This window comes from Cellulomonas fimi, from assembly GCF_028583725.1.
In the GTDB taxonomy this organism is placed as follows: Bacteria; Actinomycetota; Actinomycetes; order Actinomycetales; family Cellulomonadaceae; genus Cellulomonas; species Cellulomonas fimi_B.
This window is the reverse complement of the sequence record NZ_CP110680.1, coordinates 1,721,593-1,745,502: the sequence shown is the minus strand read 5'-3', so window position 1 is coordinate 1,745,502 and position 23,910 is coordinate 1,721,593. Positions and strand designations below refer to the sequence as shown.

The 23,910-nt window shown below is 74.1% G+C and carries 22 protein-coding genes; 7 read left to right on the top strand and 15 right to left on the bottom strand.

Annotated elements, in window-relative coordinates; genetic code table 11:
• Window positions 1-21 precede the first annotated feature (21 nt).
• The 5 genes from OOT42_RS07960 to OOT42_RS07940 are packed head-to-tail and all read right to left on the bottom strand — an operon-like array spanning window position 22 to window position 5,309.
• Window positions 22-1,626 carry an alpha/beta hydrolase family protein gene (locus OOT42_RS07960; protein ID WP_273654336.1) on the bottom strand — a complete coding sequence of 535 codons (1,605 nt, stop codon included), beginning with the start codon at window positions 1,624-1,626 and terminating at the stop codon, window positions 22-24.
• A complete protein-coding gene (gene era, locus OOT42_RS07955) occupies window positions 1,626-2,540 on the bottom strand; it encodes a GTPase Era (RefSeq protein WP_273654335.1) in 915 nt (304 codons plus the stop codon). The genes OOT42_RS07960 and era overlap by 1 nt, the downstream gene beginning before the upstream one ends.
• Window positions 2,537-3,856: a hemolysin family protein gene (locus OOT42_RS07950; protein WP_273654334.1), complete on the bottom strand. Its 1,320-nt coding sequence runs from the start codon at window positions 3,854-3,856 to the stop codon at window positions 2,537-2,539. The genes era and OOT42_RS07950 overlap by 4 nt, the downstream gene beginning before the upstream one ends.
• Window positions 3,853-4,305, bottom strand: a complete 453-nt coding sequence (gene ybeY / locus OOT42_RS07945; protein ID WP_124341789.1) for an rRNA maturation RNase YbeY — start codon at window positions 4,303-4,305, stop codon at window positions 3,853-3,855. The genes OOT42_RS07950 and ybeY overlap by 4 nt, the downstream gene beginning before the upstream one ends.
• Window positions 4,302-5,309 carry a PhoH family protein gene (locus OOT42_RS07940; RefSeq protein WP_273654333.1) on the bottom strand — a complete coding sequence of 336 codons (1,008 nt, stop codon included), beginning with the start codon at window positions 5,307-5,309 and terminating at the stop codon, window positions 4,302-4,304. The genes ybeY and OOT42_RS07940 overlap by 4 nt, the downstream gene beginning before the upstream one ends.
• A 225-nt stretch (window positions 5,310-5,534) precedes the next feature.
• Here OOT42_RS07940 and ppdK point away from each other — a divergent pair, with 225 nt between their 5' ends.
• A complete protein-coding gene (ppdK, locus tag OOT42_RS07935; RefSeq protein ID WP_273654332.1) occupies window positions 5,535-8,243 on the top strand; it encodes a pyruvate, phosphate dikinase in 2,709 nt (902 codons plus the stop codon).
• A gap of 7 nt (window positions 8,244-8,250) precedes the next feature.
• On the opposite strand, the gene OOT42_RS07930 is transcribed toward ppdK, so the two are convergent.
• From OOT42_RS07930 to hrcA, 3 genes are all read right to left on the bottom strand, one after another.
• Complete coding sequence (locus OOT42_RS07930; protein ID WP_273654331.1) at window positions 8,251-9,021, bottom strand: 16S rRNA (uracil(1498)-N(3))-methyltransferase; 771 nt, start codon at window positions 9,019-9,021, stop codon at window positions 8,251-8,253.
• Between the two features lies 1 nt (window position 9,022).
• Window positions 9,023-10,150: a molecular chaperone DnaJ gene (gene dnaJ, locus OOT42_RS07925; protein ID WP_273654330.1), complete on the bottom strand. Its 1,128-nt coding sequence runs from the start codon at window positions 10,148-10,150 to the stop codon at window positions 9,023-9,025.
• A gap of 67 nt (window positions 10,151-10,217) precedes the next feature.
• Window positions 10,218-11,243 (bottom strand): heat-inducible transcriptional repressor HrcA, encoded by a 1,026-nt coding sequence (hrcA, locus tag OOT42_RS07920; RefSeq protein WP_273654329.1) that lies wholly within the window; start codon window positions 11,241-11,243, stop codon window positions 10,218-10,220.
• Window positions 11,244-11,379: 136 nt separating this feature from the next.
• On the opposite strand from hrcA, the gene OOT42_RS07915 reads away from it, so the two are divergent.
• Window positions 11,380-12,237, top strand: a complete 858-nt coding sequence (locus OOT42_RS07915) for a DUF3097 domain-containing protein (protein WP_273654328.1) — start codon at window positions 11,380-11,382, stop codon at window positions 12,235-12,237.
• Between the two features lie 53 nt (window positions 12,238-12,290).
• Here OOT42_RS07915 and OOT42_RS07910 read toward each other — a convergent pair whose 3' ends face one another.
• On the bottom strand, window positions 12,291-13,202 hold the full coding sequence (locus tag OOT42_RS07910; protein ID WP_273654327.1) for a hypothetical protein: 912 nt from the start codon (window positions 13,200-13,202) through the stop codon (window positions 12,291-12,293).
• 237 nt (window positions 13,203-13,439) lie between these two features.
• Here OOT42_RS07910 and OOT42_RS07905 point away from each other — a divergent pair, with 237 nt between their 5' ends.
• Window positions 13,440-13,820, top strand: coding sequence for a DUF4870 domain-containing protein (locus tag OOT42_RS07905; protein ID WP_273654326.1), 381 nt, complete (start codon window positions 13,440-13,442; stop codon window positions 13,818-13,820).
• Window positions 13,817-14,320, top strand: a complete 504-nt coding sequence (locus OOT42_RS07900) for a DUF4870 domain-containing protein (RefSeq protein ID WP_273654325.1) — start codon at window positions 13,817-13,819, stop codon at window positions 14,318-14,320. Before OOT42_RS07905 ends, OOT42_RS07900 begins: the two co-directional genes overlap by 4 nt.
• A 72-nt stretch (window positions 14,321-14,392) precedes the next feature.
• On the opposite strand, the gene hemW is transcribed toward OOT42_RS07900, so the two are convergent.
• The 3 genes from hemW to lepA are packed head-to-tail and all read right to left on the bottom strand — an operon-like array spanning window position 14,393 to window position 18,332.
• Window positions 14,393-15,649 (bottom strand): radical SAM family heme chaperone HemW, encoded by a 1,257-nt coding sequence (gene hemW / locus OOT42_RS07895; protein ID WP_273654324.1) that lies wholly within the window; start codon window positions 15,647-15,649, stop codon window positions 14,393-14,395.
• A complete protein-coding gene (locus OOT42_RS07890; RefSeq protein WP_273654323.1) occupies window positions 15,649-16,455 on the bottom strand; it encodes an isocitrate lyase/PEP mutase family protein in 807 nt (268 codons plus the stop codon). The genes hemW and OOT42_RS07890 overlap by 1 nt, the downstream gene beginning before the upstream one ends.
• A complete protein-coding gene (gene lepA / locus OOT42_RS07885; RefSeq protein ID WP_273654322.1) occupies window positions 16,452-18,332 on the bottom strand; it encodes a translation elongation factor 4 in 1,881 nt (626 codons plus the stop codon). Before lepA ends, OOT42_RS07890 begins: the two co-directional genes overlap by 4 nt.
• Before the next feature lie 110 nt (window positions 18,333-18,442).
• Here lepA and OOT42_RS07880 point away from each other — a divergent pair, with 110 nt between their 5' ends.
• Window positions 18,443-19,159, top strand: coding sequence for a maleylpyruvate isomerase family mycothiol-dependent enzyme (locus OOT42_RS07880; protein WP_273654321.1), 717 nt, complete (start codon window positions 18,443-18,445; stop codon window positions 19,157-19,159).
• Window positions 19,160-19,221: 62 nt separating this feature from the next.
• Here OOT42_RS07880 and OOT42_RS07875 read toward each other — a convergent pair whose 3' ends face one another.
• Genes OOT42_RS07875 through OOT42_RS07865 form a run of 3 tightly spaced genes read right to left on the bottom strand, consistent with a single transcriptional unit; the run spans window position 19,222 to window position 22,570 of the window.
• Complete coding sequence (locus OOT42_RS07875; protein ID WP_273654320.1) at window positions 19,222-20,061, bottom strand: transglutaminase family protein; 840 nt, start codon at window positions 20,059-20,061, stop codon at window positions 19,222-19,224.
• Window positions 20,061-20,990 carry an alpha-E domain-containing protein gene (locus OOT42_RS07870; RefSeq protein WP_273654319.1) on the bottom strand — a complete coding sequence of 310 codons (930 nt, stop codon included), beginning with the start codon at window positions 20,988-20,990 and terminating at the stop codon, window positions 20,061-20,063. Before OOT42_RS07870 ends, OOT42_RS07875 begins: the two co-directional genes overlap by 1 nt.
• Window positions 20,984-22,570: a circularly permuted type 2 ATP-grasp protein gene (locus tag OOT42_RS07865; RefSeq protein ID WP_273654318.1), complete on the bottom strand. Its 1,587-nt coding sequence runs from the start codon at window positions 22,568-22,570 to the stop codon at window positions 20,984-20,986. Before OOT42_RS07865 ends, OOT42_RS07870 begins: the two co-directional genes overlap by 7 nt.
• A gap of 145 nt (window positions 22,571-22,715) precedes the next feature.
• On the opposite strand from OOT42_RS07865, the gene OOT42_RS07860 reads away from it, so the two are divergent.
• Both OOT42_RS07860 and rpsT read left to right on the top strand, forming a co-directional pair.
• Window positions 22,716-23,252: a type II toxin-antitoxin system PemK/MazF family toxin gene (locus OOT42_RS07860; RefSeq protein WP_273654317.1), complete on the top strand. Its 537-nt coding sequence runs from the start codon at window positions 22,716-22,718 to the stop codon at window positions 23,250-23,252.
• Window positions 23,253-23,483: 231 nt separating this feature from the next.
• Window positions 23,484-23,744, top strand: coding sequence for a 30S ribosomal protein S20 (gene rpsT / locus OOT42_RS07855; RefSeq protein WP_273654316.1), 261 nt, complete (start codon window positions 23,484-23,486; stop codon window positions 23,742-23,744).
• Window positions 23,745-23,910: the final 166 nt, after the last annotated feature.

Below are 23,910 nucleotides of genomic sequence, written 5' to 3'. Positions count from 1 at the left end.
CAAACGGGGACCGACCGGCGGTCAGATGCCCAGCTGGAACACGCCCCAGTACGCCAGGACGACGAGCAGCACGGCCGACCCGACGACGACCGCCCAGCCCGCCACGACGCGCACGACCCCGCCGACGACGGGCGCGTGCGCGACGCCGAGCCGGTGCACGCGACGCGCGAGCAGCACGGCGGCGACGACGACGCCGACCCCGAGCAGCCGCACGAGCAGCCACCCGCCCTGCACGACCCAGTCGTTGCGCTCGTAGTCGAGCGCGAGCCGTGCGACCGCCACGAGGTAGACGACGAGCGCGACGACGGTGAGCACCGTCCCGCCGCCGAGCACCGCGAGCCGCGGTGCCACACCGGGGCCGAACCGCGCGGGGCGTCGGACCACCGCGGGCGGCGCGTCGTCGGCCGGCACCGCGCGCCGGCGGTGCGTGCGCGCACGGACGGCCTCGACGGTGCGCGCTCCCCCGACCGCGAGCGGCGCGAGCACGATCAGGCCGGCCGCGACCGCGACGGTGCCGAGCACGACGTCGCCGTCGCGCAGCCACCACGGCTCCGGCACCGGCGCCGCCACGTACGTCTGCACGGGCTGCGCGCCCGCGATCCGCGGCTCGCTGCTGGCCGTCGCGGGCAGCCCGAGCACCCATCCCGACAGGTCGCCGAGGAACTGCTGCGACACGTCGCCGTGCACCCGGATCCCGTGGTTGGCGCCCTCGTAGTACCGGACCGTCACGTCGCCGTTCCCGGCGATCGCGGTGTCGCGGATGATCTGCTCGGCGCCCTGCACGGTGGGCATGGACGCGTCGCCGGTGCCGTACACGACGAGCACGGGCTGGCGCATCTGGCGCTGGAACGGCGTGACGTCGAAGTCGGCGTACTCGAAGCCGCCGCCGGGCAGGGACATGCCCACCGCGCGCGGGATCGCGCGGAACACGCCGTGCGGCACGCCGGTGTTGCGCAGGTAGGAGTCGACCGCGAACGCGGCCTGCTCACGCGGCGGCACGACGGGCGACGACACGAGCACGACGAACGCGAGCCGCGGGTCCTCGGCGGCCATGACCGGGGCGATCCAGCCACCCTCGCTCTCGGCGTACACGCCGACCCGGTCGGGGTCGACGTCGGCATGCCGCCGCAGCACCTCGACCGACGCGTCGTAGTCGGCCGCCATCTGCACGTAGTCGCGGTGCCGGGTCGTGTAGGTGTCGAGCCGCTTGTCGGGGACCATCGCGACGATGCCGGACGCCGCGAGCGCGTGCGCCTGCTCGACGAACGCGCGCGCGAACTTCCCGGTGCCCGCGCCGTGCACGAACACCACGCCGGGCGCGGGCTCGTCGAGCCCGACGGGCACGCTGATCTGCGCCTGGACGGCCGCGCCGTCGAGCCGCACGGTGACCGTGCTGGTCGCGACGTCGTAGGTCCGCAGCGCGGGCGCACCGCCGATCGCGGTGTCGGTGGTCTCGACGGCGATCGGGTCGGCGAGCGGGACGGGGTCCCACTGCGGGCCCATGACGGCGCCGAGCACCGCGAGCACGACGATCCCGAGCGCCGTGCTCGCGACGACGCGGTACGGCGACCCGCCCCGCCGTTCGTGCGGCAGGGTGCGCCGGTCGCGGAACCCGGGACGGAGCATCAGAACCCCAGCCGCCCGAGCTGCTTGGGGTCGCGCTGCCAGTCCTTCGCGACCTTGACGTGCAGGTCGAGGAACACGCGCGCGCCGAGCAGCGCCTCGATGCCGCGGCGTGCCTGGCTGCCGACGTCGCGCAGGCGCGCACCGCCCTTGCCGATGACGATGGCCTTCTGGCTGTCGCGCTCGACGAACAGGTGCACGCGCACGTCGAGCATGGGCGTGGCGTCGGGCGACGTGGTCTCGCGCGGCACGATCTCGTCGACGACGACCGCGAGCGAGTGCGGCAGCTCGTCGCGCACGCCCTCGAGCGCGGCCTCGCGGACGAGCTCGGCGACCATGACGTTGTCGGGCTCGTCGGTGAGCTCGCCCTCGGGGTAGAGCGCCGGCCCCTCGTGCAGGTGACCGACGAGCACGTCCTCGAGGACCTTCACCTGGTAGCCGGACACCGCGGAGACGGGCACGATGTCGGCCCACTCGCCGAGGTTCTGCACCGCGAGCAGGTGCTCCGCGAGCCGGCCCTTGCCGACGGTGTCCGCCTTCGTGACGATCGCGACGACGGGCGTGCCGCGGCCGTCGCGCGCGAGCTCGGCGAGCTGGTCGGCGATGAACCGGTCGCCGGGACCGACGCGCTGGTCCGCGGGCAGGCAGAAGCCGACGACGTCGACCTCGGTGAGCGTGTCCTTGACGAGGTCGTTGAGCCGCTCGCCGAGCAGCGTGCGCGGCCGGTGCAGGCCAGGGGTGTCGACGAGGACGAGCTGCGCGTCGGGCCGGTGCACGATGCCCCGCACGGCGTGCCGGGTGGTCTGCGGGCGTCCGGACGTGATCGCGACCTTCTGCCCGACGAGCGCGTTGGTGAGCGTCGACTTCCCGGCGTTGGGCCGGCCGACGAAGCAGGCGAATCCTGAGCGGAAGGTCATCGTGCGGCTCCGTGCTGGTCGGTCGGGACGCCCTCGGCGGGCGTGGTCGTCGGTGGGTCGTCGGGGGTCGCGAGGCTCACGAGCACGGTGGAGAGCGTGCGTCGCCTCCCCTGAGCGTGCTCGGCGACGAGGTGCAGGCCGTGGATGTCCCCGGTGGAGCCGGGGAGCGGGACCTTGCCGAGGGCCTTCGCGAGCAGCCCTCCGACGGTGTCGACGTCCTCGTCCTCGACGTCGAGGCCGAACAGCTCGCCGACCTCGTCGCGGCCGAGCCGTGCGGGCACCCGGTAGACGCCGTCGCCGAGGTCCTCGACCTCGGGCGCGGTCGGGTCGTGCTCGTCCGTGAGCTCGCCGACGATCTCCTCGAGCGCGTCCTCGATGGTGACGAGCCCGGCGATGCCGCCGTACTCGTCGACGACCATGGCCATGTGCGACGAGCCGTCCTGCAGCTCGCGCAGCAGCTCGTCGACGGGCTTCGACTCGGGCACGAACACCGCGGGCCGGGCGAGCGAGTGCGCGGGCGCGGCGAGGAGCGCGTCGGCGTCGGGGTCGTCGACCCCGGGAGCGAGCCTCAGCCGTCGGACCACGTCCTTGAGGTACAGCACGCCGCGCAGGTCGTCCACCGACTCGCCGACGACGGGCACGCGCGAGTAGCCGGACCGGCGCAGCAGCGCGAGGACCTTGAACACGGGCGTGTCCGCGTGGGTCGTCACCATGTCGGTGCGCGGGACCATGACCTCGCGGGTCAGCGTGTCGCCGAGCTCGAGCACGGAGCGGAACATCTCGCGCTCCTCGTCCTCGATCGCCTCGGACTCGCTCACGCGCTGCACCATCTCGCGCAGCTCCTCCTCGTCCTGCGCGGGCCCCGCGTACGACGCGGCACGGCCGAGCCCGCCGAACGCGGTCGTGACGCCGAGCAGCGGGCGGGACAGGACGGTGAGGGTGCGCACGGGGTGCGAGCGGCCGATGCTGCGGGGGCTGACGCGCACGAGCAGGAACGCGACGACGGCGACCAGGCCGACCGTGATCAGCAGGACGGCCCACCACGGCAGCGAGCCCGACGACACGACGAGCGTGAGGCAGACGGTCGCGGTCATCTCCGCGAGCAGCCTGACGAACGACGCGGCGGCGGCGACGCGCAGCGCGTGCTCCTCGAGCCGCATGACGCGGGCGGCGGCGGGGTGCTGCTCGGCGACGAGGTCTGTCACCGTGGCGCGCGAGACGCGCGTGACGGCGACCTCGCCCGCCGACATCGCCGCCGCGAACGCGATGCCGAGCACCGCGAGCGCGACGAGCAGCCCGACGGGGACGTCGGTCATCGACCGGCCAGGAACGTGAGCAGGAGGCGTCGCTGGAGCGCGAACATCTCCTTCTCCTCCTCCGGCTCGACGTGGTCGTAGCCCAGCAGGTGGAGGATGCCGTGCGTCGTGAGCAGCAGCAGCTCCTCGGCCGTGGAGTGGCCCGCGGCGCGCGCCTGCTGCGCGGCGACCTCGGGGCACAGCACGACGTCACCGAGCAGGCCGGCCGGGGTCGGCTCGCCCTCGCGCCCGGGGCGCAGCTCGTCCATCGGGAAGGACAGCACGTCGGTCGGGCCGGGCTCGTCCATCCACTTGACGTGCAGGTCCGTCATGACGTCGGTGCCGACGAGCATGATCGACATCTCGGTCTGGGGGTGCACGTGCATCGCGTCGAGCACGAACCGCGCGAGCGCGGCGAACTCGGCCTCGTCGACGTCGAAGCCGGACTCGTTGTTGACCTCGATGCTCATCGGGTGCCGCTCCTGTCCCAGCGCGCGTACGCGTCGATGATGTCGCTCACGAGCCGGTGCCGGACCACGTCGGCGGACGACAGGCGGCAGAACGCGACGTCGTCGACGCCGTCGAGGATGTTCTCGACGACGCGCAGACCCGACGTGGTGTTCGACGGCAGGTCGACCTGCGTGACGTCGCCGGTGACGACGACGCGCGAGCCGAACCCGAGCCGCGTGAGGAACATCTTCATCTGCTCGACGGAGGTGTTCTGCGCCTCGTCGAGGATGATGAACGAGTCGTTGAGGGTGCGGCCGCGCATGTAGGCGAGCGGCGCGACCTCGACCGTGCCGGCCTCCATGAGCCGCGGGATCGACTCGGGGTCGACCATGTCGTGCAGCGCGTCGTACAGCGGGCGCAGGTAGGGGTCGATCTTCTCGGACAGCGTGCCGGGCAGGAACCCGAGCCGCTCCCCCGCCTCGACCGCGGGGCGCGTGAGCACGATCCGGTTGACCTGGCGGGCCTGCAGCGCCTGCACGGCCTTGGCCATCGCGAGGTACGTCTTGCCGGTGCCGGCGGGACCGATCCCGAACGTGACGGTGTGCCGGTCGATCGCGTCGACGTACTCCTTCTGGCCCGCGGTCTTCGGCCGGATGGTGCGGCCGCGCGCGGTGAGGATGTTGAACGTCAGGACGTCGGCGGGCCGGGCCGTCGAGCCCGCGGCGAGCATCGTCACCGACCGCGAGACGACGTCGGGCGTGAGCGGCGTGCCGGCGGCGGCCATCTCGACGAGCTCGTCGACGAGCCGGGCGACGAGGGCGACGTCACCCGCGGGACCGGTGAGCGTGACCTCGTTGCCGCGCACGTGCACGTCGACGGTGGTGAAGCCGGACTCGATCGCGCGCAGGACCTCGTCGCGCAGGCCCAGCAGCTCGACCATCGAGACGTCCGCCGGGACGGTGATGCGGTGCTCGACACGGGCGTGCGCACCGGCCGGGCGGGGATCAGTGTGGGGCTGCGTCATGGGTCGGCGTGCGCCGTGCGCTCCTTCGGTGGCGGTCGCGGGGCGCGTCGGGCGCGTCGCACGCGTGTCGATGGTCGTCCCAGTCTACCGACGCCCCCGACACGTCTGCCGAGCGCAATCCCGACAGCCGCCCGGGACCTTGGTACTGCGCGGAGCCCGTGGACGGGGACAGACTGGCCGGTGGGAGGCCGGGTGAGGGCGCCCGGCCGCACGCGGAGGTGCGCCGTGGCGACGTACGTGTGGGACTTCACGCAGGGCGACAAGGACCAGAAGGACCTCCTGGGCGGCAAGGGCGCGAACCTCGCCGAGATGACCCGGCTGGGGCTCCCGGTGCCGCCCGGCTTCACGATCACCACCGAGGCGTGCCGCGCGTACATGCGCACGGGCGCCGTGCCGCGCGAGCTCGCGGTCGAGGTGACGACGGCGCTGCGGCAGATGGAGGACACGCTCGGGCGCCGGTTCGGCGACCCGGACGACCCGCTGCTGGTGTCGGTGCGGTCGGGGGCCAAGTTCTCGATGCCCGGGATGATGGAGACGGTCCTCGACGTCGGCCTCAACGACACGACGGTGCACGGCCTCGCGCGGTTCAGCGGCGACGAGCGCTTCGCGTGGGACTCCTACCGCCGGCTCGTGCAGATGTTCGGCCGCACGGTGCTCGACATCGACGGCGCCCTGTTCTCCGACGCGCTCGACGCGGCGAAGGCCGCGCGCGGTGTGACGTCGGACGTCGACCTCGACGCCGACGCGCTGCACGAGCTCGTCGGCACGTTCCAGGAGATCGTGCGCGCGCAGACCGGGAAGCCGTTCCCGCAGGACCCGCGCGAGCAGCTCGACCTCGCGATCGTCGCGGTGCTCGGCTCGTGGAACACCGAGCGCGCGCGGCTGTACCGCCGCAAGGAGCGCATCCCCGACGACCTCGGCACGGCCGTCAACGTCGTGCCGATGGTGTTCGGCAACCTCGGCCCGACGTCGGGCACGGGCGTCGCCTTCACGCGCGACCCCGCGACCGGCAAGACGGGCAACTACGGCGACTACCTCGCGAACGCGCAGGGCGAGGACGTCGTCGCGGGCATCCGCAACACCCTCTCGCTCGACGACCTCGCCGAGCGCGACCCCGACGCGTACGCGCAGCTCCGCCGGGCGATGCGCCAGCTCGAGACGCACTACCGCGACCTGTGCGACATCGAGTTCACGATCGAGCGCGGGAAGCTCTGGATGCTCCAGACCCGTGTCGGCAAGCGGACCGCGCCCGCGGCGTTCCGGATCGCGACGCAGCTCGTCGACGAGCACCTCATCACGCTCGACGAGGCCCTCGCGCGCGTCTCGGGGGCGCAGCTGTCGCAGCTGCTGTTCCCGCAGTTCGCGGCGTCGTCCGACCGGACGCTGCTCGCGCGCGGGATGGCCGCGTCGCCGGGCGCGGCCGTCGGCGCGGCGGTCTTCGACTCGGCGACCGCGCAGCAGCGTGCGGCCGCGGGCGAGGACGTCGTGCTCGTGCGGCGCGAGACCAACCCCGACGACCTCGGCGGCATGATCGCGGCCGTCGGCGTGCTCACCGCGCGCGGCGGCAAGACGTCGCACGCGGCGGTCGTCGCGCGCGGCATGGGCCGCACGTGCGTGGTCGGTGCCGAGGCCGTCGACATCGACCTCGTGGCGCGCTCGTTCCGTGTCGACGGGCACGTCGTGCACGAGGGCGACACGGTCGCGATCGACGGCGGCACGGGCGAGGTGTTCCTCGGCCAGGTGCCCGTCGAGCCGTCGCCCGTGAGCCGCTACCTCGAGGAGGGCCTCGGCGCGGCGCTCGACCACGCGCCCGACGACGACACGCGCGAGCTCGTCCGGTCCGTCGACCGGCTCCTCACGCACGCCGACGCGGTCCGCCGCCTGCACGTCCACGCCAACGCCGACACCGCCGCCGACGCGGCGCGCGCCCGGCGGCTCGGCGCGCAGGGCGTCGGGCTGTGCCGCACCGAGCACCAGTTCCTCGGCGAGCGCCGGGTGCTCGTCGAGCGCGTCGTCCTCGCCGCCGACGACGACGAACGGCAGGCCGCCCTCGACGCCCTGCTGCCCCTCCAGCGCGAGGACTTCGTCGGCCTGCTGCGCGAGATGGACGGGCTGCCCACGACGATCCGCCTGCTCGACCCGCCGCTGCACGAGTTCCTGCCCGACCTCACCGACCTGTCGGTGCGCGTCGCGCTCGCGCACGAGCGCGGCGAGTCCGCGGAGGCGGACGAACGGCTCCTCGCCGCCGTGCGCCGCATGCACGAGGCGAACCCGATGCTCGGCCTGCGCGGCGTCCGGCTCGGCCTCGTCGTGCCCGGCCTGTTCGCACTCCAGATCCGCGCGATCTGCGAGGCCGTCGTCGAGCGCCGGAACGCGGGCGGCGACCCGCGCGCCGAGATCATGGTGCCGCTCGTCGGGTCGGTGCAGGAGCTGCGGCTCGTCAAGGACGAGGCGCAGACGATCATGGCCGAGGTCGGCGCCGAGCGGGGCGTCGACCTCGACCTGCCCGTCGGCGTCATGATCGAGCTCCCCCGCGCCGCGCTCACCGCCGACCGCATCGCCCAGGAGGCCGCGTTCTTCTCGTTCGGCACCAACGACCTCACGCAGACCACGTGGGGCTTCTCACGCGACGACGTCGAGGGCGCGTTCTTCGCGCAGTACACCGACAACGGCGTCCTCACCGTGTCGCCGTTCGAGACGATCGACGCGCTCGGCGTCGGGCGGCTCGTCCAGATCGCCGTCGAGCAGGGCCGCGCCGCCAAGCCGGACCTCACGCTCGGCGTGTGCGGCGAGCACGGCGGCGACCCCGAGTCGATCCGCTTCTTCCACGACGCGGGCCTCGACTACGTCTCGTGCTCCCCGTTCCGTGTCCCGGTCGCCCGCCTCGAGGCGGGCCGCGCGGCGGTCGCCGAGGCGGGGGTGGACGTGCGCTGACGAGCGCCTAGAACCAGCGGCCGAGGCGCTGCGCGAGGATCGCGAGGGCGACCGGGCCCGCGGTCGACGTGCGCAGCACGTGCGGGCCGAGGCGGACGGCGACCGCGCCCGCGTCGACGAGGCGGGCGAGCTCGTCGTCGCCGATGCCGCCCTCGGGACCGACGACGACCAGGCACTCGCGCGCGGCCGTCGCGGCGTCCGGGAGCGGGACGTCCGCGATCGGGAGCGTGGCCTCCTCGTGCAGCACGAGCGCGGCTCCCCCGGCGTCGACGGCCGCACGCACGCGCTGCGCGAGCGCACGGGAGTCGACGGCCGTGCCGACGTCGGGCACGCGGGCACGACGCGCCTGCTTCGCGGCCGCCCGGACCGTGCCGAGCCACCGTGCGCGGCTCTTCGCGGCCCGCTCACCGCGCCACACGACGATCGACCGGTCCGCCTGCCAGGGCAGGACGCCGTCGGCGCCGACCTCGGTCGCGGCCTCGATCGCCATCTCGTCGCGGTCGCCCTTCGCGAGCGCCTGCACCAGCACGAGCGCGACGCCGGGCGCGGGCTCGACGACCACGTCCTCGACGCGCAGGTGCACGCCCTCGCCACCGACGGACTCGACGACCCCGACCAGGCGGACCCCGGCGCCGTCGACCACGTCGACCCGCTCCCCCGGCCCGCGCCGCTGCACGACACCGGCGTGGCGGCCCTCGGACCCGTCGAGCAGGTACGTGCCCCCCGCGGCCACACCGGCGAGCGTCCCCGGCTCCGCGAGGAAGACGGGTGCGCTCACGTCAGCGGCCCGAGAGCTTGTCGCGCAGCTTCGCGAAGACGCCGCTGCTCGCGCTCGCGAGCCGCGACTCCGGGCGCTCCTCGCCGCGCAGGACCGAGAGGCGGCGGAGCAGCTCGACCTGCTCGTCGTCGAGCGCCGTGGGGACCTGCACCTCGACGTGCACGTGCAGGTCGCCGCGGCCGCCGGTGTGCAGGTGGCCGACTCCGAGGCCCTTGAGCGTCACGACCTGGGCGGGCTGCGTGCCCGGGCGCAGGTCGACCTCGCGCTCGCCGTCCAGGGTGTCGAGCTGCAGCGTCGTCCCGAGCGCGGCCGCGGTCATCGGGACCTGGAGCGTCGCGTGCAGGTCGTCGCCGCGGCGCACGAACGTGTCGTGCTTGCGCTCGTGCACCTCGAGGTAGACGTCGCCGGCAGGGCCGCCGCCCGGGCCGACCTCGCCCTGGCCCGTGAGCTTGATGCGCGTGCCGGTGTCGACGCCCGCGGGCACGTCCACGCCGAGCGTGCGGCGCGAGCGCACCCGGCCCTCGCCCGAGCACTCGGGGCACGGCTCCGGGATGACCGTGCCGAAGCCGTGGCACGCGGCGCACGGCTGCGTCGTCATGACCTGACCGAGGAACGAGCGCGCGACCCGCTGCACCGACCCGCGGCCGTGGCACACCTCGCACGTGCGGGGTGACGTGCCCGGACGGCAGCACGAGCCGCCGCACGTCGGGCACAGCACGGCCGTGTCGACCGGCACCTCCTTGTGGGCGCCGAACGTCACCTCGGTGAGGTCGAGGTCCAGCCGCACGAGCGCGTCCTGGCCGCGACGCGCGCGCGGGATCGGCCCACGCTGCGCGCCCGCACCCGCGGCCGCGCCGAAGAACGTCTCGAAGATGTCCTGGAAGCCGAAGCCCCCGCCCATGCCGCCGCCCGGCGACGCCGGGTCCGCACCCAGGTCGTACGCGCGGCGCTTCTCGGGGTTGGAGAGCACGTCGTACGCGCGCGAGACGTCCTTGAACCGCTCCTCGGACGCCGAGTCGCTGCCGGCGACGTCGGGGTGGTGCTCGCGCGCGAGCTTGCGGTACGCCTTCTTGATCTGCTCCGGGGACGCGTCTCGCGGGACGCCGAGGATCTCGTAGTAGTCGGTCACGTTCGGGTGCGCTCGCTTCCTGTGCTCAGGCAGGCGGTGGGGACGGGCCGGGGACGCCGCAGCGGGCTCATCCGGCGAGGATGCGGGTCAGGTAGCGGGCGACGGCGCGCACGGCGGTCATCGTCCCGGGGTAGTCCATGCGCAGCGGGCCGAGCGAGCCGACGCGCGCGACGACCGCGCCGCTCTCGTCGCCGTAGCCAGTCGTGACGAAGCTCGTCTCCAGCAGGCCCTCGTGCTGCGTCTCGCGGCCGATCCGCACGCTGACGGCGGCCTGGTCCTCGGCCATCTCGGACAGCAGGCGGAGCAGGACGACCTGCTCCTCGAGCGCCTCCAGGACCGGGCCGATCGAGTGCGCGAAGTCGACGCCGCCGCCACGGGCGAGGTTCGCCGTGCCGGCCAGCACGACCCGCTCCTCGCTCTCCTGCGCGAGCGTCTCCTCGACGACGGCGACGACCTGTCGGACCAGCGGCGCGTCCTCGGGCGCGAACGCGTCGTGCAGCTCGCGGAACGCGTCCGGCAGCTCCGACAGCCGCCGGCCGGTCGCGGCGACGTTGAGGCGCGCTCGCAGCTGCGCGACGACGGACTCGTCGACGTCACGGTCCTGCTCCAGGGTGCGCTGCTCGACGCGTCCCGTGTCCGTGATGAGCACGACGAGCAGGTGGCGTGCTCCCACCGTCACGAGCTCGACGTGCCGCAGAGCCGAGCGGCGCAGCGACGGGTACTGCACGACCGCGACCTGCCCGGTGAGCTGCGCGATGAGCCGCACGGCACGGTCGACCACGTCGTCGAGGTCGACGGCGTGGTCGAGGAACTCGCCGATCGCGCGGCGCTCGGCCGCCGACATCGGCTTGACCGTCGTGAGCCGGTCGACGAACAGCCGGTAGCCCTTGTCCGTCGGGACGCGGCCCGCCGACGTGTGGGGCTGCGCGATGTACCCGGCGTCCTCGAGAGCCGCCATGTCGTTCCGGATCGTCGCGGGCGACACCCCGAGCGCGTGCCGCTCGACGAGCGCACGCGACCCGACGGGCTCACGCGTCGCGACGTAGTCCTCGACGATCGCGCGCAGCACGTCCAGCCGACGGTCCTCGCTCACTCTCGCCTCCCCGACGTCCTCCGGACCCGCCGCGACCGGGTCGCCGCGGGTAGCACTCGCCGTGCCCGAGTGCCAATCCTACGCCGCGCCCCGGACGTTCCACCGGCCGGTGCACCGGCGCCCTAGAGTGCCGCGCGTGACTCAGGACCGCTACGGCTCGGACGTGCTCGGGGGCTCCGGCTCCGCCCACCACCGCCCGGCCCGCACGTCACGGCCCCAGGCCGCCGATGCGGGGCTCGTCGTCGAGGAGGTGACGACCGGGTGGGTCGGCGCCGTCGTCCGCGTCGAGAAGTCGGGCGGCATGCACGTCGTCGTGCTGGAGGACCGGCGCGGCCGCACGCGGACGTTCCCGCTCGGACCGGGGTTCTGGGTCGACGGCGAGCCGGTCGAACTCACCGCCCCCGTGCGCGCCACGGCGCCCGCGGCCCCGACGCGCACCGCGTCCGGCTCGCGCGCGGTCCAGGGTGCGCAGGCGCGCGTCGCGCGCGGCAGCCGCATCTGGGTCGAGGGCAAGCACGACGCCGAACTCGTCGAGAAGGTGTGGGGCGACGACCTGCGGCTCGAGGGCGTCGTCGTCGAGCTGCTCGACGGCGTCGACCACCTGCCCGACGCGGTGCGCACGTTCGCGCCCGGGCCGGGCCGGCGGCTGGGCGTGCTCGTCGACCACCTCGTGCCCGGCTCCAAGGAGAGCCGGATCGCCGCCGAGGTCACCCGCTCCGCCCCCGCCGGGACGGTGCTCGTGCTCGGTCACCCCTACGTCGACGTGTGGCAGGCGGTCCGCCCGCAGCGGCTCGGTCTCGACCGCTGGCCGACGATCGAGCGCGGCACCGAGTGGAAGCACGGCATCCTGCGCGAGCTCGGCTGGCCCGCCGCCGACCAGGCCGACGTCGCGCACGCCTGGAAGCGGATCCTCGGCAGCGTCCGCACCTACGCCGACCTGGAGCCGAGTCTCCTCGGCCGCGTCGAGGAGCTCATCGACTTCGTCACGGCCTGACCCCCGCCCGGTGCGGTCCCGGGCGGGGCGTCGGTCGTCCGTCGGGGCCGCCCTCAGGGCGCGATCGGCTCACCGAGCAGCCGGCGGTACAGGTACGACGTCGCGACGAGCACGACCGGCACGGCGACCAGCAGGCCGACGCCGCACAGGATCGCGCCCGCCCAGATGATCGCGCCGCCCACCAGGTAGAACAGGATCGTCGTCGCGAGGTTCGAGGTGACGAGCTGGACGCTGGACCGCAGCGCGTCGACCGGGCTGAGCTGCTTGTCGATGACGAACCACAGCGTGAACAGCACGAGCAGGTTCGCTGCGACGCTCACGAGCCAGCCGATCAGCGGGATCCACGCGACGAGGCCCACGACGAGGTTGACCGCGGCCAGCAGCAGCGCCGTGAGGATCACCGGACCCGAGCTCTCGAAGCGGAAGAAGTCGCCGAGCGTGACCGGGCGGCCGTACGTGAGGTTGAGCGACACGCGCACGAACGCCGCCTGGACGAGGTACGCCACCAGCCACGCGACGGTGTAGATGACGACGAAGCCGAACGAGAAGCCCAGCCCCATCCCGTTCGGGACGCCGTCGCCGTCGGGGTCGGCGAGCGCCGTCAGCCCACCGAACACCAGGGTCACCAGGAAGACGACGACCGCCGCGATCGCCAGCCAGATCAGCGTCGCCGCGACGAAGACGCCGCCGTTCGTCGTGAACTTCTGCCAGCCGTACTGCAGCGACTCGCCGATCGGCGCGGTGGCCGACGGCGCCCCGTAGCCCGCCGGTGCCGGAGCGCCCGACGGCGGCGGGTACCCGCCGGCGGGAGGCGTCTGGCCGTATCCCGCACCACCGGGAGGCACCGGCGGGTACGAGCCCTGCGCCGCGGGCGGCGGCGGGTAGCCGCCTGCGGCGGGCTTGTCGAGCGGCACGTCGGGCCGCTGGTCGTCGTCGCGGCGCTCTCCGCCGGGGTTCTCGCTCATGCGTCGCCTCCTGTCGCGGGCCGAGTCGCCCAGTCGGATCGAATCGGCGCGGCGCACGGCGTGTCAAGGAACCACGCAGACCGGACATCTCACCTCCGGGTGAACCCTGGGCGCGCGTCCCCCCGGGTCGGTAGGCTCGCGCTGCCTCGCCCGCTCCGACGTGGGGAGGCACGCGGCCGAACGGCCCGCCACGTCCCGGCCGGCCCCGCGCCGGCCGGCCCCTGCACGAGGAGCGCGATGTCGTACGAGCAGCAGCCGGTCCACCACCCGTCCGGCGCGGACCAGGCCCGCACGTGGGCCACCCTCGCGCACCTGGGCGGGATCCTGGCCTACTTCTTCATCGGGTGGGTGCCGGCGCTCGTCATCTGGCTCGTGCACCGCGAGCGCGGCGGCCAGGCGGCCGAGCAGGCCCGCGTCGCCCTCAACTTCCAGCTCACGCTGCTGGTGGGTCTCGTCGTCGCCAAGATCGTCGAGAACCTGCCCGCCATCGGAGTGATCGGCTGGATCGCGATCATCGGCATCGGCATCATCAGCCTCGTCCTGTCGATCCTCGCAGCCGTAGCCGTCAACAAGGGCGGCTCGTACCGTTACCCCTTCTCGCTGGAGCTCGTGCGATGACCACCCCGCAGCCCGACCCGTTCGCCAAGCAGCCCGACCCGAACGCCACCCCCGGCCAGCCCGCGGGTGACCCCGCCGGCCAGCCGTACGCTCAGCAGCCCTACGGCGCGCAGTACGGCGCCCAGCAGCCCTACGCCGGCGCACCCGGCGGCTACGCGCAGCCCGCCGCGCCGCTGCGCCCCGACGACGAGAAGACGTGGGCGATCGTGGGGCACGTCCTGCCGATCGTGGGCGTCGGCTTCCTCGCGCCGCTCGTCATCTGGCTCGTGTTCCGCGGCCGCGGCCCGTTCCTCGAGCACCACGCCAAGGAGTCGCTGAACTTCCAGCTCACGCTGCTCATCGCCTACGTCGTCGGCGGCATCCTCAGCATCATCGGGATCGGCCTGCTGATCGTGCTCGCCGTCTGGGTCGTGCAGGTCGTCTTCGGCATCCTCGCCGCCGTGGCCACCAGCCGGTGGGAGTGGTACCGCTACCCGCTGAACATCCGCATGGTCAGCTGACACCGCAGCACCTCACGACGAGGGCGCCACCCGTTCCGCGGGTGGCGCCCTCGTCGCGTCCGGACGTCGTGGTCAGGCTGCGAGGGTGCGGACCACGGCGTCGGCGAGCAGCCGGCCGCGCCGCGTGAGCACGAGGCGGCCGCCGGGTGACGGGTCGCCCGGCGCGGGGCGTGCGAGGGCGGCGCGGCCGTCGACGAGCCCGTCGGCGACCAGCCCGGCGACCTCGCGGCGTGCGTCGGTCGGGAGCTCCGCGATGGGCAGGCCCTCGGCCATGCGGACGCCGAGCATGAGGCGCTCGAGCGCCGCCGACTCACCGTCGACGGTCTCGCGTCCTGCGGCGGGGCTCAGCCCTCGGGCCAGACGGTCGGCGTAGGCGCGGGGGTGCTTGACGTTCCACCAGCGCACGCCGCCGACGTGGCTGTGCGCGCCGGGGCCGATCCCCCACCAGTCGTCGCCGCGCCAGTACGCGAGGTTGTGGCGACACGCGTCGGCGGGCGTGCGTGCCCAGTTGCTGACCTCGTACCAGCCCAGTCCCGCGGCGGCGAGCAGGTCGTCGGCGAGCTCGTACTTCGCCGCCTGGTCGTCCGGGTCGGTCGGCGGGAGGTCGCCGCGGCGGACCTGCACGGCCATGCGCGTGCCCTCCTCGACGACGAGGGCGTACGCCGAGACGTGATCGACCCCGGTCGCGAGCGCGGTCTCGACGCTCGTGCGCCAGTCGTCGAGCGACTCCCCCGGCGTGCCGTAGATGAGGTCCAGGGACACCGCGAGCCCGGCGTCGCGCGCCCACCGCACGACGTCGGGGATGCGACGCGGGTCGTGCGTGCGGTCGAGCGTCGCGAGGACGTGCGGCACCGCGGACTGCATGCCGAACGACACGCGCGTGAATCCGGCCGCCGCGAGCCCGGCCAGCGACTCGGGTGTCACGGAGTCGGGGTTGGCCTCGGTCGTCACCTCGACATCCGGGGCAAGGCCCCACGTGTCGCGGACGTCGCCCAGCAGGCGGGCGAGGTCGTCGACCGGGAGGACGGTCGGCGTGCCGCCGCCGACGAAGACCGTCGAGACGGGCCGTGGGGGCAGGCCGGCCGCGTCGAGCACGCGCCCCGCGAGGGCGATCTCCGCGAGGGCCGTCGCCGCGTACGACGACTGGCTCGCGCCGCCGCCGAGCTCGGTCGCGGTGTAGGTGTTGAAGTCGCAGTACCCGCAGCGCACGGTGCAGAACGGCACGTGCAGGTACACGCCGAACGCGCGCCCCTCGGCCCCGGCGACGACGGAGGCGGGCAGCGCGCCGTCGTCGGGGGCGGCGTCGCCGTCGGGCAGCGCGGGGGCCATCAGCGGAACGCCTCACGGTCGGCGGGCGTCAGCCCGCGCCGCCGGAACGTCGTCGTGCCGTCGGTGCGCAGCTCGCGCGCGGCGGACACGAGCGCGCCGTACGCGGCGGACGCGAGGGCACCTCCGGTCGACACCCGCCGGGCGCCGGTGGCGGCGATCTCGGCGACCGTGGGGCCGTCGGGCCATGCGAGCACGTTGACGGGCACGTCGACCGCGCGCACGACGGTCGCGATCTGCTCGACGGTCGTGAGGCCGGGCGCGTAGACGCAGTCGGCCCCCGCCGCGGCGTAGGCGCGCAGCCGCGTCACGGTGTCGTCGAGGTCGTCGACCCCGTAGAGGTGGTTCTCGCAGCGCGCCGTCAGGAGCAGCGGGTCCCCGTCCCGGTGCGCCGCCTCCGCGGCGGCGGCGACGCGCGCGACGGCCGCGTCGAGCGGCTCGACCGCACCGGTCACCGGGTCGTAGTCCTCGATCGAGCAGCCCGCGGCGCCCGCGTCGTGGAGCAGCGCGACGGTCTCGCCGACACCGTCGAGATCGTCCGCGTAGCCCCGCTCGGCGTCGACGTGCACGGGCACGTCCACGGCCGCGACCAGCGTGCGGACGTGCGCGAGCAGCTGGTCGCGCGTGACGTGCTGGTCCTCGGTGCCGAGCGACCACGCGAGTCCGCTGCTCGTCGTCGCGAGCGCCTCGAAGCCCTCGTGCACGAGCAGCCGCGCGGAACCGACGTCCCACGGGTTCGGCAGCAGGAACGTCGCCGGGCCGGCGTGCAGCTCGGCGAACCGGCGGCGACGACGGGCGGCGTCGGTCACTTCTTCTTCGCGTCCTTCGCGTCCTTGCCGCCGCCGGCGTCGGACGACAGCGCGGCGATGAAGGCCTCCTGCGGCACGTCGACCCGGCCGATGGTCTTCATGCGCTTCTTGCCCTCCTTCTGCTTCTCGAGCAGCTTGCGCTTCCGGGTGATGTCGCCGCCGTAGCACTTCGCGAGGACGTCCTTGCGGATCGCGCGGATCGTCTCGCGCGCGATGATCCGCGAGCCGATGGCGGCCTGGATCGGCACCTCGAACTGCTGGCGCGGGATGAGGTCCTTGAGCTTGGTCGCCATCATGACGCCGTACGCGTAGGCCTTGTCCTTGTGCACGATCGCGCTGAACGCGTCGACCGTCTCGCCCTGCAGCAGGATGTCGACCTTGACGAGGTCGGCCGTCTGCTCGCCGATGGGCTCGTAGTCGAGACTCGCGTAGCCGCGCGTGCGCGACTTCAGCTGGTCGAAGAAGTCGAAGACGATCTCGGCCATGGGGAGGATGTAGCGCATCTCGACGCGGTCCTCGGACAGGTAGTCCATGCCCTGCAGGTCGCCGCGCTTGCCCTGGCAGAGCTCCATGATCGCGCCGATGAACTCGCTGGGCGCGAGGATCGTCGCCTTGACGATCGGCTCGTGCACCGCGCCGATCTTGCCGCCCGGGAACTCGCTCGGGTTGGTCACGCGGACCGTCGTGCGGTCCTCCAGGTCGACGTCGTAGACGACGTTCGGCGCGGTCGAGATGAGGTCGAGGTCGAACTCGCGCTCGAGCCGCTCGCGCACGATCTCCAGGTGGAGCAGGCCGAGGAAGCCGACGCGGAACCCGAAGCCCAGCGCGACCGACGTCTCCGGCTCGTAGTTGAGCGCGGCGTCGTTGAGCTTGAGCTTGTCGAGCGCGTCGCGCAGCGCCGGGTAGTCCGACCCGTCGATCGGGTAGAGCCCCGAGAACACCATCGGCTTGGGGTCGGAGTAGCCGCCCAGCGCCTCGGCGGCCGGCTTGCTCGCGTTCGTGACGGTGTCGCCGACCTTCGACTGGCGCACGTCCTTCACGCCCGTGATGAGGTAGCCGACCTCGCCGACGCCCAGGCCCTGCGTCGGGACGGGCTCGGGCGAGATGACGCCGATCTCCAGGAGCTCGTGCGTCGCCTTGGTCGACATCATCGCGATGCGTTCGCGCGGGTTGAGGTTGCCGTCGACGACGCGGACGTACGTGACGACGCCGCGGTACGTGTCGTACACGGAGTCGAAGATCATCGCGCGCGCCGGCTTGTCGGCGTCGCCCACGGGTGCGGGCACGAGCTCGACGATGCGGTCGAGCAGCGCCTCGACGCCCTCGCCCGTCTTGCCCGACACCTTGAGGCAGTCCGCGGGGTCGCCGCCGATGAGGCCCGCGAGCTCCTCCGCGTACTTCTCCGGCTGCGCCGCCGGCAGGTCGATCTTGTTGAGCACCGGGATGATCTGCAGGTCGTTCTCGAGCGCCAGGTACAGGTTGGCGAGCGTCTGCGCCTCGATGCCCTGCGCCGCGTCGACCAGCAGCACCGCGCCCTCGCACGCGGCCAGCGACCGCGACACCTCGTACGTGAAGTCGACGTGCCCCGGCGTGTCGATCATGTTGAGCGCGTACGCCTGGTCGCCGACGCCCCACGGCATGCGCACGGCCTGCGACTTGATCGTGATGCCGCGCTCGCGCTCGATGTCCATGCGGTCCAGGTACTGCGCCCGCATCGCGCGCGCGTCGACGACGCCCGTGAGCTGCAGCATCCGGTCGGCCAGCGTCGACTTGCCGTGGTCGATGTGCGCGATGATGCAGAAGTTGCGCAGCAGCTCGGGCGCGGTGGCCGCGGGGCGGATGCGCGACGTGGCGGCGGCGCTCGGGATCGGGGACAACGCGGACGGCTCCCGGTTTCGGTGGTGGGGCGCCGGCGTGGCGCCCGACGGACGGTCGGTGACGGCCCTGCACCTGACGGCGCGTGGGCGGTCGACGCCACCATGGTCCCATGACGACGGACGTGACCGCCTCGCTCGACCACCTGCGGCTCCTCGGGGCCCTGCAGGACGAGTTCCTCGCGACGATCCCGCTGGTCGACCCGACGACGCGGGTGCCGTGGTGCGGCCGCTGGCGTGTGCGCGACCTCGTCGTGCACCTCGCACGGGTCCACCACTGGGCGTCCGGGCAGGCGAGCCGTCGCCGCGAGACGCCGCTCGGCCGCGGGCCGTTCGACCTCGTCGACCTCTACGCGACGTGCGCGGCCGAGCTGCGGGACACCCTCACGGCGCTCGGCCCCGACGCGCCCGCGAGCACCCTCGTCGGGCCCGGGCCGGCGTCGTTCTGGCACCGCCGCCAGCTCCACGAGACCCTCGTGCACCTGTGGGACCTGCGCACCGCGGGCGGCCTGCCGCTCGACGTCGACCCCGCCGTCTGGGCCGACACCGTCGACGAGGTCGTGACCGTCATGCAGCCGCGCCAGGAGCACCTCGGCCGCATGGAGCCGCTGCCCGCACCGGTCGCGCTCGTCGCGACGGACCTGCGCCCGGCCGCGCGCGCGACCTGGTCGCTCGGCGGCGACGGCGCGCCCGCGGTGACCGTCCGCGGGGCCGCGCAGGACCTCGCGCTGCTCGTGTGGGGGCGTCGGACGCCCGACGACGACGGGCTCGGGGTCGACGGCGACCGTGCTGCGCTCGACGACGCGCTCGCCCGCCGGCTCACGCCGTGAGGCCCGCCGGACGAGCAGGTCACGCCCGGCCGTGCGCCGGGACCTCTCGCGAGGACCGCGAGTCACGCCTCGCGCGTGATCCGCACCTCGACCGCGAGCTCCTGCGTCCCCGCGCCCGCGTAGATCCCGCGCAGCGGCGGCACGTCGTCGTACGACCGCCCGCGCGCCAGCACGACGTGGTGCTCCCCCACCGGGACGCGGTTCGTCGGGTCGTACGCCGTCCACTCGCCCGTCCACCACTCGACCCACGCGTGCGACTCGCCGCTCACCGTCTCGCCCACGGGCGCGTCGAACCGCGGGTGCAGGTACCCGGACACGTAGCGCGCCGGGATGCCGATGCTGCGCAGCGCCCCGACCGCGAGGTGCGCGATGTCCTGGCACACGCCCGCGCCCGCGGCCCACGCCTCCGTCGCCGGGGTGTGCACCGTCGTCGCGCCCGGGATGTAGTCGACGCGGTCGCGCAGCACGCGGCACACCGCCTCGGCGGCCTGCGCCGGCTCGAGCCCGTCGGCCGCCTCGCGCGCGAGCGCGACGACCTCCTCGGGCGGCTCGGTCGTGGGCGTGTCCGCGAGGAACTCCGCGAGCCGGTCCCGCAGGTCCGCACCGCGCAGGACGTCCCACCCGACCGGCGCCCGGCCGGGCACCCGCTCCGCGACGTCGACCACGTGCTCCGCCGTGATGACGAGCGACTCGTGCGGCGCGAGCACCTCGAACGCCGTCACCGCGCTGCCCCAGTAGTCGCGGTACTCGTGCCACCACGTGTGCGGCTTGACCTCGACCCGCGACTCCAGCACCGTCTGCCCCACCTGCGACAGCGGCGTCATGCGTGCCTCGTTGTACGACGCCGCCACCGGCCCGGCGTACCGGAACGTCGACGTGTGGACCACCCGGAGCCGCGCCACTAGAGAGCCTCCCCGACCCAGGTCGTCGCGGCCGCCGACGGGAAGTAGCGGCCGCGGATCACGTCGGACGCGGCGGAGCACGCCCGCTGCACCTGCTCCATCTCCTTCGGGAGCGCGTCGAGCACGTCGACCAGCGGCCGGTACTCGAGGTTCGTGCGGACGAACCCGATGTGCCGCCGCGCCTCGTCGACCGTCGCGCGGTCGGTCACGGGCTCGAGCGCCGCGAGGCACTCCTCCGCCTGGTTGAGCGCGAAGACGATCGACCGCGGGAACAGCCGGTCGAGCAGCAGGAAGCCCGCGGCGCGCTCGTCGGACGCCGTGCCGCGGTACGTCCGCAGGAACGCCTCGTGCGCACCGCAGGACCGCAGCAGCGTCGTCCAGCTCGGTCCCGCGGACCCCGCGAGCGCGCGCGTCGTGAGCAGCCGGGCCGTCATGTCGGCGCGCTCGATCGAGCGGCCGAGCACCATGAACGCCCACGTCTCGTCGCGTGACGTCGCCGAGTCCATGATCCCGGCGACGATCGCCGCCCGCTCCCGCACCCACGTGAAGTAGTCGTGCGGGCGCGCGGGCCGCATGTGCGACGGCAGCTGGTTCCAGGTCGTGTTGAGGCACTCCCACAGCTCGGTCGAGATGATCTCGCGGGCGCGGCGCGCGTTCTCCCGGGCCGCGACGAGCGAGCCCGCGATGGCCGACGGCGCGAACCGGTCGTAGGCGAGCTGGTCGAGCACGTGCTCACGTCCCACCTCGACGTGCGGCGGCGGCGCGGGACGGTCCATGACCGACAGCAGCGACCGGCAGGCGAGGTCCTCCTCCGCCCACGGATCCTCCAGCAGGATCTGCACGTGCACGTCGAGCAGGCGCGCGGTGTCGTCGGCCCGCTCGACGTACCGGCCGATCCAGAACAGCGACTCGGCGATGCGGCTCAGCACGGCGCACCCCCGTCGACCGTCCGCGCCTGCTGCTGCTGCATGACCTGCACGCGGACGTCGTTCGGGTTCGCCTCGATCGGCACCGCGGCGTCCAGCGGCACGGGCTGGGGAAGGCCCGCCGACGGCTGCGGCGCACGTCGCGGGACGGCACCGCCGAGCACCCACGTGTCCTTCGACCCGCCGCCCTGCGACGAGTTCACGACGAGCTGCCCCTCCGGCAGCGCCACCCGGGTCAGACCGCCCGGGAGCACCCAGACGGCGTCACCGTCGTTGACCGCGAACGGGCGCAGGTCGGTGTGCCGGGGACGCAGGCCGTCGTCGACGAGCGTCGGGATCGTCGAGAGCTGCACGACGGGCTGCGCGATCCACCCGCGCGGGTCCTCGACGAGCCGCGTCCGCAGCTCCGCGAGCTCGGCACGGCTCGCCGCCGGGCCGACCACGAGCCCCTTGCCGCCCGAGCCCGCGACGGGCTTCACGACGAGCTCGTCCAGCCGGTCCAGCACCTCCTCCAGCGCCCCCGGGTCCTCGAGCCGCCATGTGTCGACGTTCGGCAGCACCGGCTCCTCACCCAGGTAGTAGCGGATGAGGTCGGGCACGTAGGTGTAGACGAGCTTGTCGTCGGCGACGCCGTTGCCGACCGCGTTCGCGAGGGTGACCGTGCCGTTGCGCGCACACGTCATGAGGCCCGGGCTGCCGAGCAGCGAGTCGGACCGGAACGACACCGGGTCGAGGAACTCGTCGTCCACGCGGCGGTAGATGACGTCGACCCGCCGGCGGCCCTGCGTCGTGCGCATCCAGACGCGACCGGCGGCGCAGAACAGGTCACGACCCTCGACGAGCTCGACACCCATCGACCGCGCGAGCAGCGCGTGCTCGAAGTACGCCGAGTTGAAGACGCCGGGCGTGAGGACCACCACGGTCGGCTCGTCGACGCCCGCCGGGGCCGCCGCCGTGAGCGCCGCGAGCAGCCGGCGCGGGTAGTCCGCGACCGGCCGGATCCGCAGCGCCGCGAACAGCTCGGGGAACGTCTGCGCCATCGCGCGCCGGTTCGACAGCACGTAGCTCACGCCGCTCGGGACGCGCACGTTGTCCTCGAGCACGCGCCAGTCGCCCTGCCCGTCGCGGACCAGGTCGATGCCCGACACGTGCACCCGCACGCCGTTGGGCGGCTGGATCCCGCGGGCCGCCCGGTGGAAGTGCTCCGACGACACGACGACCGACCGTGGCACGACGCCGTCGGCGATCGCGCGCTGCGGCCCGTACACGTCCGCCAGGAACGCCTCGAGCGCCCGCACGCGCTGCGCGACGCCCGGCGCGACGTGCTCCCACTCCTCGCCCGCGACCACGCGCGGCACCACGTCGAGCGGGAACGGCCGCTCCTCGCCCGCGAAGTCGAACGTCACGCCCTGCGCCAGGTACGACCGGGCCAGCGTGTCCGCGCGTCCGCGCAGCTCACCGGCCGACAGCTGCGCGAGCGCCGCGTGCAGGTGCCGGTAGGCCGCCCGGGAGCCACCGGTCTCCGGGTCGATCATCTCGTCCCAGGCCGCCCCCGTCGGGTAGTCGTCGAAGAGGTCCGCCATGGGCGCGACAGTAGCCCTCCCGTGTCAACGTCGCGTTACGGCCGGACCGGCCCGGCCGAGCCCTCCGACGGGTCGCCGACGACGGGGTCCACGTCCGCCCGCGGCTCGCCGGACGGCGACCGGCCGACCCGGTACCGTCGGGCGCGTGACGACCTCCCGACGCCTGGGATCCGTGCTCCGCCGCCTCGGGTCGCTCCTGCCCGGGACGAGCCGGCGCACGTCGCGCGACGCCGCCCCCGCCACTGGTGGACCCGCACCGCGGCCGGCGTCCCGCCCCTCGTCCCCGGCACCGTCCGGCCCACGCGTCGAGTACGCGCCGCGGCTCGACGGCGAGCCCGACCCGGGCGAGGTCGTGTGGGCCTGGGTGCCGTACGAGGACGACCCGTCCCGTGGCAAGGACCGCCCGGTGCTCGTGATCGGGCGCGACGGCGCCGCCCTGCTCGCACTCACCATGACGAGCAAGGACCACGACCGCGACGCGGCCGACGAGGCGCGCTGGGGCCGCGTCTGGATGGACGTCGGGACCGGCCCGTGGGACTCCCGCCGGCGACCCAGCGAGGTCCGGCTGGACCGCGTGCTCCGGCTGGAGCGGTCGGCGGTGCGCCGGGAGGGTGCGATCCTGGACCGCGCCGTGTTCGACGCGGTGACCCGGGCCGCCGCCGACGTCCGGCGCGGGCGCTGACGGCCCGCCTCCCGGGCCCCGAGCCGGGCGCCCTCCGCCGGTCGGGCCAGCACCGACGACTCGGGGGCTTCCGGCCGACCTGCTAGCATTGTGAGTTGCGTGTCCGCCCGGGTCGGCGGGCACAAGCCCAGCTCCTCTCCGCGGGTGTCCCCACGCCCCAGTCCCGGAGCTGTGCGCGCCCTCTACGACCTGTCAGCTCGCTTCGGCGAACACACCAGAGAGTTACTTCACGTGGCCAACATCAAGTCCCAGATCAAGCGCATCAAGACGAACGAGAAGGCTCGCCTGCGCAACAAGGCGGTCAAGTCGGAGCTCAAGACGCACGTCCGTCGCGTCCGCGAGGCCGTCGCCGGTGGCGACAAGGAGGCCGCAGCGACCGCGCTCGCGACCGCGTCGCGCAAGCTCGACAAGGCCGTCTCGAAGGGCGTCATCCACGCCAACCAGGCCGCCAACAAGAAGTCGGCGCTCGCCAAGACCGTCGCCGCGCTCTGAGGCACCTCGCGGGGGCACCTGCCCTCGCACCACGACAGGCGTCACCCTCGGGTGGCGCCTTCGTCGTCTCCGGGCACGGCCTGCGACGTCGTGTCACACGCGTGCCGCGCGGCCGGTCCGCGCGGCCCGTCGCGCAGCCTGCCCGCGCAAGCCTGTCGGCGGCGCC

Coding starts and splice junctions, on each gene's coding strand:
- OOT42_RS07960 (WP_273654336.1), bottom strand. CDS start 1,626: ATGCTCCGTCCCGGGTTCCGCGACCGGCGCACCCTGCCGCACGAACGG.
- era (WP_273654335.1), bottom strand. CDS start 2,540: ATGACCTTCCGCTCAGGATTCGCCTGCTTCGTCGGCCGGCCCAACGCC.
- OOT42_RS07950 (WP_273654334.1), bottom strand. CDS start 3,856: ATGACCGACGTCCCCGTCGGGCTGCTCGTCGCGCTCGCGGTGCTCGGC.
- ybeY (WP_124341789.1), bottom strand. CDS start 4,305: ATGAGCATCGAGGTCAACAACGAGTCCGGCTTCGACGTCGACGAGGCC.
- OOT42_RS07940 (WP_273654333.1), bottom strand. CDS start 5,309: ATGACGCAGCCCCACACTGATCCCCGCCCGGCCGGTGCGCACGCCCGT.
- OOT42_RS07910 (WP_273654327.1), bottom strand. CDS start 13,202: ATGAGCGAGAACCCCGGCGGAGAGCGCCGCGACGACGACCAGCGGCCC.
- OOT42_RS07905 (WP_273654326.1), top strand. CDS start 13,440: ATGTCGTACGAGCAGCAGCCGGTCCACCACCCGTCCGGCGCGGACCAG.
- OOT42_RS07900 (WP_273654325.1), top strand. CDS start 13,817: ATGACCACCCCGCAGCCCGACCCGTTCGCCAAGCAGCCCGACCCGAAC.
- hemW (WP_273654324.1), bottom strand. CDS start 15,649: ATGGCCCCCGCGCTGCCCGACGGCGACGCCGCCCCCGACGACGGCGCG.
- OOT42_RS07880 (WP_273654321.1), top strand. CDS start 18,443: ATGACGACGGACGTGACCGCCTCGCTCGACCACCTGCGGCTCCTCGGG.
- OOT42_RS07865 (WP_273654318.1), bottom strand. CDS start 22,570: ATGGCGGACCTCTTCGACGACTACCCGACGGGGGCGGCCTGGGACGAG.